This window comes from Romboutsia sp. BSD2780061687b_171204_C1, from assembly GCF_015560225.1.
In the GTDB taxonomy this organism is placed as follows: Bacteria; Bacillota; Clostridia; order Peptostreptococcales; family Peptostreptococcaceae; genus Romboutsia_C; species Romboutsia_C hominis.
Genome location: NZ_JADMRK010000001.1, coordinates 133592 through 148768, shown reverse-complemented (window position 1 = coordinate 148768; position 15177 = coordinate 133592). Strand labels below are relative to the sequence as shown.

Below are 15177 nucleotides of genomic sequence, written 5' to 3'. Positions count from 1 at the left end.
ATAAAAAACTGTTGTATTTTATATAAGTTTTATATTAAAATAAAATCAATCAATGAACATTGGAGGTAAAATATGAGGTTTAAGAAAATATTGACAGCAGGGGTTGTTTTATCATTGATGTCTTTTGCTCTTGTGGGATGTAGTTCAAGTAGTGGTAGTAAAGAATCTGATACTTTAAAGATAACTATGATATCTGACTTAGGTGGTATAAATGACCAGTCTTTTAATCAATCAGCTTGGGAAGGACTGCAAAAAGCTGAAAAAGAGCTTGGAGTTGATGTTGAAGTCATACAATCTAAACAAGTGTCTGATTATGCTCAAAATGTTGAAACAGCTGTAGATAATGATTCTGACTTAGTAATTGGTATAGGTTTTCAAATGGATGAAGCTATAAGAGAAGCTGCTGAAAACTATCCAGATCAAAAATTCGCTATTATAGATCATTCTTATGAAAAGCAACCAGCAAATGTAAACTCTATAATGTTTAATGCTGAAGAAGCATCTTATTTAGTAGGATTAATAGCTGGTATGAAAACTGAAACTAATACTGTTGGTTTTATAGGGGGTACTAAAAATCCAATAATAGAAAGTTTTGAGTATGGTTTCTTAGCAGGTGTTGATGATGCAGGAAAGGGTACTAAAGTTTTAAGACAATATGCAGATACTTATTCAGATGCGGCTAAAGGAAAAGCTATTGCTAATCAAATGCATTCAAATAATGTAGATATAATATTTACAGCAGCTGGAGATACTGGTTCGGGAGCTATAGAAGCTGCTAGAGAAAATAATAAAATGGCAATAGGTGTTGATAAAGACCAAAACTCTTTAGCACCTGACAATGTTATAACTTCTGCTATTAAAAGGGTTGATATGGTAGTATATAATACGGTTAAAGATTTAGTTAACGGAGATTTTAAAGGTGGGGAAATAAGTGTTTTCGGAATTAATGAAGATGGAGTTGGAATAGCTCCTACTACTGAAAAAAATGTTAATGAAGAAATTTTAGCATTTGTTAAAGAACAAACTGAAAAAGTGAAAAAGGGAGAAATAACTATTCCTGTTAATCAAAAGGAATATGATAATAGAAAATAATATTTAAAATATATATGACATTTTAGGAGGATTTAGACATGGGATTAACACCACATAACGCTGCAAATTTAGGAGATATAGCTGAAACTATACTTTTACCTGGAGATCCATTAAGAGCTAAATTTATAGCTGAAAATTTTTTAGAAAATGCAGTTGAGTATAATACGGTTAGGGGAATGTACGGATATACAGGATATTACAAAGGTAAAAGAATATCAGTTCAAGGTACTGGTATGGGTGGACCTTCTATGGGAATATATTCTTATGAATTAATACATTTTTATGGTGTTAAAAATCTTATAAGAATAGGTTCTGCTGGTGCTTTAAATAGCAATCTAAAAATACATGATATAGTTATAGGTATGGCAGCTTGTACTGATTCAAATTACGGGTCTCAGTATAATTTACCTGGTACATTTGCTCCAATAGCTAGTTTTGAATTAGTAAAAAAAGCTCATGATATAGCTTTAGAAAAGGGAATAACTCCAGTAGTTGGTAACATATTCTCTAGTGATGTTTTCTACAACGATGGCGGTTTAGATGCATTAAAATCATGGAGTAAGATGAATGTATTAGCTGTTGAGATGGAGGCTGCTGCTTTATATATGAACGCTGCTCGTGCAGGAGTTAATGCATTATGTATGTTAACAATATCTGATTTACCTTTTGAAGGTGTTGCTACTACTGCTATGGAAAGACAAACTGCTTTTACTAAAATGATGGAAATTGCTTTAGAATTAGCTTAATGTTATTATCTATGAAATTATTTCTTTAAGCACTACAATCATGATATAATACCTAAATTTTTACAATCAATTTCAAATTAAATTAAAAAGCTATATAAACTTTAAGTTTATATAGCTTTTTAATTTAATTTTATGAAGACTATCTTTTAATTGAGATATGACTTTACGTATTAATTATTAATTCTAAATATACCCCACATACCTGATTCTATATCCCATCTTATAAGCCCAGATCTATATAAATAGTCCCCAGGTATCATGGATGCTCCATTTAGTAATTCTATATTAAACACATTTCCTATATTCATAGCTCCTTGAGCTGATATGATTCTTGTAAATGGTTCTTCTGGTTGGGCTTTCCATTCATGTCCATGAAGTACAAAGCAAGTATTTCTAGGCTTATCGGCTGGCATTAGAAGTCTTATTATAACTTTTTCTCCTGGTGAAGCTTCAAATATTGGTGTAGCTGGATCTCCATGAACTTTAGAGCTAAATATTTTTGATATATCATAGTTAGGATTATATTTTAATCTATTAAAAAATCTTTCTGATCTGTAATTAAATCCTTTTTCACCTCTATCTTCAAAATCTACTGGTTCAGGTACTTCACCATCTTCATTTACTTGATTAGTTTTTATTAAATTACCATGTGCATCCAAAAGTCTTATTCCATTGTGCATAAACATTACAAACTCTCTAAATTGTTCATTTCCATCTACAGATACTGTTACTTGTTCTTTATAATTGTCTTTATTTCCATTATTGCTAGAACTACGTATTTGTGATCCTTCTGGCTCTATTATTATTGCTCCAAATAAACCATGATATCTATGATTTCTTATATCTGTAAATGATGATAATAAGCAAGTTCCATATTCTTCATCTGCGTACCATAAATATTCTATACTTTCTCCAGGTCCTACAGTTTGATCTACATCGTTATATCCTATATTTATACCACTACTATTTATTGGATCAAATTTTAAAAATTGTGGGCTAATTCCTACCCTCATAGACGGCTTAATTTCTTTATCCACTGGTACTCCTGGAAAATCTTGGTATGGTATTGGTTTAGTGAATAAATTAGTTAAAGTTACTTTTATATATTCACCTTTATTTGCTCTTAATATTAATGGAATTGGTTCCATCGTTCCATTAATTATAGCATCTTTGTGTTCATATGGCACAAATAACAATCCATCTGGATCATGATCTTTAAAATTATTATATAGTATATCTTTTTGGATGGCTGCTATATGAAACTCTCTAGTGATTATATTTTTATTTTTCATTGTATCCATATTATTTATACAATTATTATTATTACCTATAGGCAATAATTTTTCAGTTTTATCTTTATAAACTCTTATTATTCCCCATAAACCTAACCAGAAATCATCTTGTCCTCCAAAGTAATAAATATAATCACCTGCTTTATAGTCATCTGTTATTTTTATATTAAATGCTTCTGATATTCCTAATGTTTGAGATTGAACTAATGGTGATTTTTTATCTGTTATTTCTTTTCTCCACTTCATTCCATTTATATTAAATGCATGTTGCTCTTCTTGTGCTCCATCTAATAATCTTATTACAATTTCATCTCCTGGATATGTTTCTAGTAATGGTGTCACTGGGTCACCATGTACGTTAGAACTAAATACATAAGCTGGATCATTAAATACATGATTTGGGTCATTACCATTTAATCTTTCTCTTAAGGGTTCGCATTTATAATTTATGCCCATAACACCTGGATCATCATGTGACCCTGAAAATGGCGGTGGATTTAATGGATTTTTATCTTTATCAAATAGTAATGCAAAGTCATGAACAAATAATCCAAACTCCCTGAAAGTTCTACCTGAAGGTGTTTTTATTACTGCTTTTGTCCCATATTTTATTGGATTACCTGTTTTCGGATCATGGTATGTGGATCCTTTAGGTTCTATTATAAGACTTCCAAACACTCCATGTTGTTGATGTGAATTTGGATTAAGATGGTCGTGGAAGAAACAAGCATTTAATTCTTCATTAGCATAATATCTTTCTACTATAGTTTCTCCATAAAAAACAGAAGCCATATTATTATATCCATTTGCACCACCATCTGAAGCTATAACATCAAACTTAACTAAATGTATATGAAAGCCTACATTATCAGTTAAAGTTTCTAATTGAAATTCTGTTTTCGGTAATGTTTCTGGTAAGAAATTAGTAAGTCTAACTTCTATACAATCACCCTCATTAGCTCTTATAACTAATGGCTCTACATTAATCTCTTCATTTTCTATTCCAGCTACATACATTTTAGCTAACTTTTCTTTATTTTCATCTGTCATCTTATGTCCTGTATATTCTTCTATTTGCTCTTTCATAACATAAAATCTTCCATATGGATCATTCCACCCTGCATTGTTATATATCAATTTTGCTTGTAGTGCAAATAGTTCAAAAATAGCATCTGGCTCTTTAAAGTAGCATTTACTTGTATCTGGACAAGGTTGAGTGTATAAAGCTCCTCTAGTAACATCCTTCGAAAGGTTTGCTCTTTCAATATCAGTTGGGCACATTTTATTTTGACCGTTTTGATTAAGTATTCCTAAAGGCGGCTGTTTTGCCCTTTCTTTAAACACTCCATTTATAAACCCTGGATACCCTGGATGGTCTAAATCTTTTTTAGGTGGTTTTTCTCTATCTGGTAAAGGATTTAGAGCTTTTATATAAGTTCCATCTGGATATAGTGGACGTATGATTTCTCCATTTTCAAGTATTACATCTTTGCCTGTTTCTAATCTATCAAATACTCTCCATAAAGACCACATTCCTTCATGAAAGTGAGGGTATAAATGACAATGCCATATGTGATCTCCTATAGACCCAGGTAAGCTTCCTGCTCCGTGTAATATATCTATAGTATGACTTTCTTGAGGGCTTACTGATATAGAGTCTATTATAATAGAATTCGGATCATCTGGTTCTAACTTCCATTGATGTGTATGAAGATGGAATACATGTGTTTCTAATACACCTCCATGTATAAGTCTAAATTTTGAGGGGTCTCCTTTATATGCTCTTGGTATAAAAGTTGATGGATCTCCATAAGTCCATGAGCTCATAGAAACGTCTTCACCATCTACTAGCATATGATTAGGCTCTATTATATCTGTACGGCTGCAGCTATCCTCTGGATTAAAAGGATTACAACATTTAATACCTCTATCTTTTAGCGGTATTAAATTAGCTCTATTTACCATTGGCTCTGATCTATAACTGATAGCAGTTACTGCCATTGGTTGATTAGTATGAGGATCTATTATTTGATTTCCAAATCTATTTACAACTTCAAGTTCATCATGAAAATACACTGCATATTCTCTAAAACTTGGCTTAAATGGATTGTGTATATCAGCAAATATACCGCTTCGAAGTTCAGATCCATCTACAGGGTCTGTCCATGTAGATCCTTTAGCTTGTACTATAAGTGCTCCAAATAGGCCATGTATATTAGTTGCATCTTCACTAAATCTAGTATCTCCCATATCACTAAAGTAAAATATTCCTTCTCTATCTGCATACCATTCATATATTATCTTTTCACCTGGACCAACTGTAGAATCTTCATTGTAACCTACATTAGCACCATCAGATTTTATATTTCTGTACTTAAGTCCTTGCATATGAATTGATAACCTTCTATTTTCATTGTGCTCAAACTCTATTCTTACTGTATCTCCGACATTTGCCCTTATTGTAAGAGGTTGAACTTCTTCTGTAGGTATTGGAAGTGGATCTCCTTTTTGATCTTTATTGTTGAAATTTTTCAAAGCCTTCTCTTTCACTTTCCCTTTATCTTCACTTAATATATACATCATTCCATTTGGATCATAGTCACCAAAAAAGTCATATACAATCGGAATGGATAATACTGTAACATTAAATTTTCTAGTTATATTGTCAAAGTTATTACTATACACCTATATTCCTCCCTTAATTATGTGTTTATATATTAATATGATGTATAGTTTCAAACAGTTACACTTTTATTGCTTTTTTGACATATTATAACCTTGGAAGAATTTAAGTAATTTATAATCTACTAATATATAAAAAAGCCGTATCATTTGATTGTGATACGGCTTTTTTATTATTTTAATTTTTCATATATATTAGTTATTCTATTTATTACATATACATCTTATAAATTAGATAACTCATCATAACTTGATATAACTTTACTTACTATACCATAATCAACTGCTTCCTCTGCATTTAACCAGTAGTTTCTATCTGTATCTTTTTCTACCTTTTCTAAGGATTGTCCTGTAGCAGCACTAATTATATTATTAATTCTTTTTCGAACTCTTACTATCTCTTTTGCTTCTATATGTATATCTGTAGCTTGACCTCTACATCCACCTAATGGTTGATGTATCATATATCTAGTATTAGGCAGTGAATATCTGTCTTCTTTGTCAGCAGCAAGGTAAATTGTTATACCTGCACTTGCAACCCATCCAGTACCTATTATAATAACGCGAGGTTTAATAAACTTAATCATATCATGTATAGTATCCCCTGCTTCTACATGACCACCTTGACTATTAATAAATATCTTTATTGGTTCGTCTCCCATTTCCTGTAGAATTAATAATTGTGTTGCTACTTTTTCAGCCAACTCTTGGTTTATCTCTCCTGAAATGATTATTGATCTAGAATTTAATAGTTTTTCTACTACTACACTAGATGTATCTTTTACATTCTTTTGATTTTCCCCTTGATTATTCATATGTTCCCCCTATTATTTAGTAAATTTAATAATCTGTTAATAATAAGTATAGCATAATTATTCTAAATTATATTTATATTTTAATACTATATAAATATTTTCATATCCATAATAATATTAAAACTAAATCTTTTATAAAACTCATAATTAGTACTTTCTTTTTTGACATATTACACATAATACATTTATTTATAAGTTAAAAACCGCATCACTTATAGTGATATGTTTTTAACTACTTTGCTTCATTATATATAGTATTAATCGGAGGCTTTGATACAGATACATAATCGCCCTCATTTAATGAATTAATAGCTTCTATATCTTCATTTGAAATTTCAAAGTTAAATATGTCTATATTTTCTTTTATTCTATCTTCATTTGACGATTTTGGTATAGGTATAATTCCTCTTTGTATATGCCATCTCAATACTATTTGAGCTATTGTTTTTTTATATTTTTCTGATAAGTTTACCATTAAATCACTAGAAAATACCCTCCCCCTACTTATAGGGCTCCATGCAATAACTTGAATATTATTGTCTTTACAGTAATTTAAAATTTCATTTTTAGTACTAAAAGGATGAATTTCTACTTGATTTATCATTGGCATTATTTTTGCGCTTTTCTTTAGATCTTCTAAGTGATTTACTTTAAAATTGCATACACCTATAGCTTTTACTTTTCCTGTTTCGTATAAGTATTCAAATGCTTTCCATGTTTCATTATTTAATTTATTTGGCCAATGAATTAAATATAAATCTATATAATCTACTTGCAAATTATTTAGTGATTTATTAAAAGCTTCAATAGTTTTTTCATATCCATGGTCATCATTCCAAAGCTTAGTTACTAAAAATATTTCTTCTCTATTTATTTCACTATCTTTTATCCCTTTACCTATGCCAACTTCATTTCCATAAAAATAGGCAGTATCTATCATCCGATATCCTGCATTTAAAGCCTTTATTACTAATCTAGCCGTTTCTTCATCATTTCCTGACTTGTATGTTCCAAAACCAACTAAAGGTATTTTTACATCATTGCTTAATATTTTAAACTTTTCATGCATAATTAATTTTCCCCTTTTAATTAATATCTCATCTATTGATATATTATTTAAATCAATAAAAAAACATTGCCTAGATATATGCTTTTTTTGCATTATTTCATTATCATCTGAGCATTTAACTAGTTACCTTTTAAGTATAGATTACACATTAAATATTATCAATTCTATTTTCAAATTACTTATATATAAGAGAATATATTTTTAATCTACTTTGTGTTATACTATATGTCGTGAAATTCTTACATAAAAATACAAAATTTTACAATATATATTGTAAATATAGTTACTATTTATATAGCTCATAAGCTTAAGTAACTTCATTAACAAATAATTGAGATCATAGTAAGTTTTTTCTTATCAGATTTAAATCTAATAAAAAAAGAAGGTATGATATGGGTAAAATAAATTTTTTTATTACTAAGGAAAAATTAAATTCCAAGACTGGAATTTCGAATTTAAATTATAAATCTAATTTTTATGAATTTATATATTTTCATATACATATGGCTTCATCATGAGTTTTTTAATGATGAATTGTATTTTATAAATTTTTTGATGAAGTTACATAAATCAACCATTTGAGTAATATAAGTATGTATTTAGATATTATTAAACTAAAGTACTAAAATTAAGACATATATTTGATGGAGATATATATTATGAATCAGAGAGAAAGTGAATATTTATTAAGTGTTGCCCTTGAAATTGGAAAATCAATGTTAAGTGCTGGTGCTGAAATATGGAGAGTTGAAGATAGCATTAGACGTATTTGTAAGACTTATAGTATAGATAATGTAGAAATTTATGCTTTAACAACCTTAATAATTGCAACTATAAAAACTAAAGAAGGATATCATTCTACTCAATCAGTAAGAATAGAAAAGGTATCAAATAACTTAGGAAAATTAGAGTCTTTAAATGAATTATCAAGATATATTTGTAAAAATGCCCCAAATATAAAAGATATTGAGTATATGACTAAAAAGGCTGTTTCCTCAGTCAATTCCGGCTATTATAACTGTGTTGGATATATTTTATCTTCTCTATCCTTTGCTATATTTTTTGGAGGAAGCTTTTTAGATGGTATATTAGCAGGGGTAATAGGTGGGATTGTTTTCTTTATGGAAAAATATTGTAATTTGAATGGTTCTAATAATTTGATATATACAATGATTTTAAGTTTTATAACAGGATGTTTCGGAATAATTTTAGTTAAATTTGGACTAGGACAAAATGTAGATAAAATTATGATAGGAAATATAATGTTATTTATTCCTACATTAGCGCTAGTAAATGGTGTTAAAGATATATTTTATAGAGATATTATAGCCGGTCTTTATAGAATAATTGAGTCTGTCTTAATTGCATTATCCGTTGCATTAGGATTTGGCTTATCTCTTGTAGTATTTGGTATTTTTCATATATAGTCTTGGAGGATTTTAATTATGGATAGTAATTCAATACAAATTATAACGGCTGTCTCTGGTACAGTTGGCTTTGCTATTTACTTTAATGTAGATAAGTCAAAGTTAATACCAATCTCATTTGGTGCATTTATTTCATGGATAATGTATTTATTCGTTTTGAATATGAGCAATAGTTTATTTCTAGCAAATTTTTTATCTGCTATATTGGTATGTATATATTCTGAGATTATGGCACGTGTGTTAAAAACACCAGCTAATATTTGTTTAATTCCTTCAGTTGTTCCATTACTTCCAGGTAGTAGCTTTTATTATACAATGTTAGCAGCAATAAGTATGAATATGAATGTATTTAGACAAAAGGGAATGGAAACTTTTATGATAATTTTAGGAATATCTCTTGGAATAGTTATTGGTTTTTTCATATTTGTACAATCATTAAAAGTTTTTCATAAAATTAAATCTTATAATCTTAGTTAAATGATTAAAATAAGTACAAAAAAGACCCTATATCGAAAACACGTAAAAGGTATTTATATGAGGTCTTTTCTGTATAATATTAAACTAGGGTATTTTGCTAATTAAAAAAGCTGACTCCTATTAAGTTTAGTAGTCAGCTTTTGGATACTTAATTATACTCTTTATTATATTAATTTTAATTTGATATTATTTCACTAAATATATTTATACTACATCATAAAGTTCATATATATCTGAAAACTCTAGCTGTATCTTTTGTATATCTACTTTGTAAACATTATTTACTATTTTTTTGCTATTTTCCTCTTCTAAAACTTCATTAGGTAATAAAATAGTAAACTCTGTTCCTCTTACCCCATCACTTTTTAAGTTTATATTACCACCCATTAACTCAACAATAGATTTTGTTATACTTAACCCTATTCCACTACCTTCATTTTCTCTTCTTAATGACTTATCACCCTGGACAAATCTATCAAATATCTTATTTTGAATCTCAATAGGTATACCGATCCCCTCATCCTTTACCTTGATACTTACCCACTTGTTTGTAGTTGATATATCTACTAAAATAATTCCACCATTATCACTAAATTTGATAGCATTTGATAATAAATTTAACATGACTCTTTCTATCATATCTGGATCACATTTTATGTTAAGCTCTTCTACATCTGTATCAAATATTACATCAATTTCTTTTACCTTAGCATAATTTACAACAGATGTACTTATCCCCTCAACAAGTCTTACTATATCATAGTTACTAAAGTCTGGAACTTTAAACCCTACTTCTAATTTAGTTATATCCACTATATTATCTATTAATCTAAGCATTCTTTTGCAATTTATATCTAAGCTATTTTTATATTTTAAGTATATTTCCTTAAAGTTATTTTTATCTAAGCTATAATTTAATAGTTGCATAGTTGAATATATTATATTTAAAGGAGTTTTAAGTTCATGACTTATATTAGCAAAAAATTCATTTTTCATTCTTTCTTCTTTTTTCATATTTTTATATTCTAATAAAGCTGTTTGCATTTTATACTTTTCAGATACATCCTTAATAATTACAACTTTATATCTCTTATCATTTTTTTTAAATAATTGTATAGATATATCTATGAATATATCTTCACCTTCTATGTATATTTCTTTGTTATAATGATCATATTTTTGTAAACATTCTTCTATTTCATAAAAAAATATTTTTCCCTTAAATATCTTGTCAATATTAAGTTTATATTCTCTATCACGGCATAAATAATCTGAATACTCTTCCTTCCTACTTGATATAGCCTTTTTATTTAAATATTTAATGTTATATTTTTCATCACAGATTATTATATTATTATGTTTACTTTCTTCTACTATACTAAAAAATAGACCTTTTTGCTCTTCTAGTTTTTTGTTTTTCTTTACATTTTCGCTAAGTTCTATAAATAACCCTAATATAAACATTATAAAACCTATATAAGTTATTGAAACTGATGTTAATCTAATTTCATCATTCGTATATATATAACTTGCTATAGAATATATAGACTTTGTTGCAAACATGAGTATACTAGATGCTATTACTCCATATATATATTCTTTTTCTGATATACTTTTTATATAAAAAATAACAGCTATAAATAAATATATAAAAAATAGTAGTATATTATATGCTATGAAAAATTCCATATTCATTATACTTTCTGAAATTTTGTAGTTATACTCTATATACGTAACCATAAAAGTGCTAATTACCACTATTATAAATGCTTTAACTTTATTTTCTATAATAAAGCCTTTAAGATTTTCCATGTTACTAATAGATATAAGTGCGATTACAACTCTTATAAACGTTGTCCCTATTGCAAGATATACCTCAACATTATTACTTTCATAGTTTAATTGATTAGAAATACATATATCTAATAAAAAAACTATATACATTAGTGATATTAAAAATAACTCTTTTTTCTTATTGCTACTATATGATAGTAAACAACTTAAAACTCCTAATGCAGCTAAAATCGCATTGAAAAACCTTATAAACTCTGATCTTGTGAATTCAAAATTTGATTGTCCATCTATAAGTGATCCTAATCTTATTATATAAACCCCAAATACTATAATAGATATTAGAAATATAATTATCATATTATTTTTATTTTCTTCTCTTATATCCTCAAAAACATTAAAATTTTTCATTAAAATCCCCCTTCAATACTATGATATGTGATTATATCATATAAATTGTAAATTTTTGTTTTTTAGATTATATTTAATAATATATCTTATTATTTACCATACTAAAAAACTATATATAAACATTAGATTTTATATATAGCTTCTTAGTTTATTTTTTTAATTTTATTATTCTAATCCCTTCATAAACTCCACCTATAATTATACCTAAAAAAAGCCCTAGCATTATTAAAAATTCGATTTCATAAGATTTTACTCCAACCCTAGTTGATAGTACATAAGTTACTAGAACTATTGATGGTACTGTTAAAAATACTATCCATCTAAATACTATCTTTTTCATCTATCTAGTTCCTTTGTTTTAAATATTATTAATAATATTTATGCTAAATTGTAAATATATTATTATAATTAAAAAGCTTTATAGTATATAAGAACTTTCATTATATAACTCATATATATCTGAAAATTCTAATTGTATTCTTTGTATATCTATATCATAATCTTTATGTATAACTTTATTTTGATTGTATTCTTTTAATACTTTATTAGGTAGCAAAATAGTAAATTCTGAACCTATATTTTCCTCGCTTTTTAAGTAAATTTTGCCATCCATCAGCTCAATTATAGATTTTACTATACTCAATCCTATGCCACTACCTTCATTTTCTCTTCTCAAAGATTTATCACATTGAACAAATCTATCAAATACCCTTGATTTAATATGAGAAGGTATACCGATACCTTCGTCCTTTACTTTTATTTTAACCCATTTTTTATTAGTTGATATATCTACTAGGATAGTACCACCTTTATTACTAAATTTTATAGCATTTGATAGCAGATTTAACATAACTCTTTCCATCATGTCTGGGTCTAATTTTATATCAAGTTCCTCTACATCTGTATCAAATATAACTTCTATATTTTTAATACTAGCATAGTTTATAACAGATGTAGTTATCCCCTCAACAATTCCCACTATATCATAGTTTCCATACTGAGGAACCTTATATCCTACTTCAAACTTAGTAACATCTACTATATTATCTATTAGCCTAAGCATTCTTTTACAATTTATATCTAAGCAACCTTTATACCTTAAGTATATATTTTTAAAATCACTTTTTTGTGTACTAGCCGTTAATAATTGCATAGTCGAGTATATTATATTTAATGGTGTCTTTAGTTCGTGACTTATATTAGCAAAAAATTCTGTTTTAATTTGTTCTTGTTGTCTTATATTTTCATACTCTAGTAATGCTTTTTCCATTTTGTACTTTTCAGATACATCCTTTAATCTTACCAACTTGTATATGGTGTTATTTTTTTCAAATTCCTGTATAGAAACATCTACTATCATATCATTTTCTTGTATGTATATACTTTCACTATAATTTTCATCTTTTCTAAGTTTTTTTTCAACTTTATCAAGGACTGATTTGCTTGAATGTATAAACTTTAAGTTATGTTTATCATTATCTCCTTTTGATTCTTTAATATTAAATGCTTTTAGGTTATTATTTCTAGCTCTTTTATTAGCATATTTTATATTGTATTCTTCATCACATATAACAATACTACTGTACTCATTTTCTTCTACTATTTTAAAAAATAAGTCCCTTTGTTCATCTAATTTTCTATTCATCTTTATATTTTGACTAAGTTCTATAAATAGACCTATTATAAATATAATAAAACCCATATATATTACCGATGTTGCAGTTAAGCTAATTTCTTCATTATGTTTTATCAAACTACTATAATCATATATAGATTTTATAGAAAACATTATGGCACTAAAACCTATTACCCCATATATATAATCTTTTTTAACTATACTTTTTATGAAAAATATCCCTGATATAATTAAATATATTATAAATAATGATATGTTATAATTTTTTATAAAATTAATATCTAGAAAATTATTATATAAATTATATTTATACTCTAAGTATATAAATAAAAACGTTATCAATACAATTATTGATGTAGCCTTTATTTTATTTTCATCAATTATATTTTTTAATTTTTCTAGGTTACTAGCTGCTATGCTCATAACTATAAGCCTTATAAAAGATGTTCCTATTGCAAAATATGTATATGTTTTATCACTTTTAATATATATTTGGTTTGATACAAATATATCTATAAAAAATATAGTGTACATTAATGCAACTATAAACAATTCCTTTTTTTTGTTACTATTATAAGATATAATACAACTTAAAATACCTAGTATTGACAAAACGGCATTGAAAAATCTTATAAAATAAGACCTGGTAAGCTCAAATGATACTCCCTCGTTTACAAGCAAATTTAACCTCATTATGTATAAGCTAAATATTATCATTGATATTAAAAGTATTATTACCATACTTATTCTTTTTTGTTCTATGGAATTATTAAAGACATTTCTCACCCTCACTAAAAGCCCCCTTTTATAAATATCTTTACCTAAATTATAACATATAAATTATTCTTTTAACATAAATTGACAAATGCTTTAATTTTTAGAATATGTTTTAATATAGTATTAATTTTTTTAAGATATAATAGCAGAGTATCCATGCCCTTTTTATATATCAATTTTATAATATTACGTTGTAGGTGTTAGTGTCATATTGTAGCCATGTTGTCTAGATAAATAAAAAAATGTTATAAATCTTTTAACATTTTCATTTTCTATATTTAGTTTTTTCATTTCCTTTTTTGCTACTCTTTCTAAAAAATCTATATGATTAAGATTAAATAACATAACCATTCCTGATGTAAAATTTACATCACCTATGCTTATTATTCTTGTAAATACCAAATGGTCTTTATCTAAAGTTCTTGAAAGAGATATATCTATTATATTTATTATTTCTTTTGTATTTATATCTTCTATTTTAATTTTAAAGTCTTTTTTATCTATATCTATTACTTTGTAAAGAGAAGTTTTTGAGTTTTTCATTGATTCTATAAGCTCTATTTCTGATTTGTCTTCTAATTTATGACTTTCTAGAAATAAGTCCACTCCGCTTTTATTATTTAGAGTTTTTTCATATAATATAAAGTCATGACAGTAGTCAAATTCTATATTCTTATCTAAATATACTCTATTATTTTTAAGTAATCCCATTATATTAATATCATTTAACCCTTTTTGGGTAGTTTCTAGATAATCAAATATTTTATCATTTAGTATCTTACTTATTTCTCTATATTCTCTATATGACTTTATAGATTTTTTTGATTCTAGATAAAGTGTATTTATATCTATCAATTTTAAATCTCCTTTTTTCTTTTTATTGGTATTATGAACTTAATACTACAGATTATACAAATATATATCTTTAAATAAATTAAATTTAATATTTATCATATTGAAAA

11 protein-coding genes are annotated in these 15177 nt (G+C 26.8%); 4 read left to right on the top strand and 7 right to left on the bottom strand.

Going from position 1 to position 15177, the window contains the following annotated elements; genetic code table 11:
• Positions 1–72 precede the first annotated feature (72 nt).
• Both I2H23_RS00745 and deoD read left to right on the top strand, forming a co-directional pair.
• Positions 73–1092, top strand: coding sequence for a BMP family lipoprotein (locus I2H23_RS00745; RefSeq protein WP_092927090.1), 1020 nt, complete (start codon positions 73–75; stop codon positions 1090–1092).
• A gap of 38 nt (positions 1093–1130) precedes the next feature.
• Positions 1131–1838 (top strand): purine-nucleoside phosphorylase, encoded by a 708-nt coding sequence (deoD, locus tag I2H23_RS00740; protein ID WP_092927092.1) that lies wholly within the window; start codon positions 1131–1133, stop codon positions 1836–1838.
• A 170-nt stretch (positions 1839–2008) separates the two neighbouring features.
• Here deoD and I2H23_RS00735 read toward each other — a convergent pair whose 3' ends face one another.
• The 3 genes from I2H23_RS00735 to I2H23_RS00725 form a co-directional block, all read right to left on the bottom strand.
• Positions 2009–5815 carry a multicopper oxidase domain-containing protein gene (locus tag I2H23_RS00735; RefSeq protein ID WP_195580864.1) on the bottom strand — a complete coding sequence of 1269 codons (3807 nt, stop codon included), beginning with the start codon at positions 5813–5815 and terminating at the stop codon, positions 2009–2011.
• A gap of 221 nt (positions 5816–6036) precedes the next feature.
• Positions 6037–6627 carry an ATP-dependent Clp protease proteolytic subunit gene (locus tag I2H23_RS00730; protein ID WP_092927096.1) on the bottom strand — a complete coding sequence of 197 codons (591 nt, stop codon included), beginning with the start codon at positions 6625–6627 and terminating at the stop codon, positions 6037–6039.
• Positions 6628–6859: 232 nt separating this feature from the next.
• On the bottom strand, positions 6860–7696 hold the full coding sequence (locus I2H23_RS00725) for an aldo/keto reductase (RefSeq protein WP_092927098.1): 837 nt from the start codon (positions 7694–7696) through the stop codon (positions 6860–6862).
• Positions 7697–8355: 659 nt separating this feature from the next.
• Here I2H23_RS00725 and I2H23_RS00720 point away from each other — a divergent pair.
• Together I2H23_RS00720 and I2H23_RS00715 are read left to right on the top strand one after the other, a co-directional pair.
• Positions 8356–9123, top strand: a complete 768-nt coding sequence (locus I2H23_RS00720; RefSeq protein WP_176698703.1) for a threonine/serine exporter family protein — start codon at positions 8356–8358, stop codon at positions 9121–9123.
• A gap of 18 nt (positions 9124–9141) precedes the next feature.
• Complete coding sequence (locus tag I2H23_RS00715; protein ID WP_195580863.1) at positions 9142–9600, top strand: threonine/serine exporter family protein; 459 nt, start codon at positions 9142–9144, stop codon at positions 9598–9600.
• A gap of 204 nt (positions 9601–9804) precedes the next feature.
• Here I2H23_RS00715 and I2H23_RS00710 read toward each other — a convergent pair whose 3' ends face one another.
• From I2H23_RS00710 to I2H23_RS00695, 4 genes are all read right to left on the bottom strand, one after another.
• Positions 9805–11802 (bottom strand): MFS domain-containing histidine kinase, encoded by a 1998-nt coding sequence (locus I2H23_RS00710; protein ID WP_092927104.1) that lies wholly within the window; start codon positions 11800–11802, stop codon positions 9805–9807.
• 148 nt (positions 11803–11950) lie between these two features.
• A complete protein-coding gene (locus I2H23_RS00705) occupies positions 11951–12142 on the bottom strand; it encodes a hypothetical protein (RefSeq protein ID WP_092927106.1) in 192 nt (63 codons plus the stop codon).
• Between the two features lie 78 nt (positions 12143–12220).
• Positions 12221–14230 (bottom strand): sensor histidine kinase, encoded by a 2010-nt coding sequence (locus I2H23_RS15550; RefSeq protein ID WP_092927108.1) that lies wholly within the window; start codon positions 14228–14230, stop codon positions 12221–12223.
• A 171-nt stretch (positions 14231–14401) separates the two neighbouring features.
• Positions 14402–15070, bottom strand: coding sequence for a hypothetical protein (locus I2H23_RS00695; protein WP_166504939.1), 669 nt, complete (start codon positions 15068–15070; stop codon positions 14402–14404).
• Positions 15071–15177: the final 107 nt, after the last annotated feature.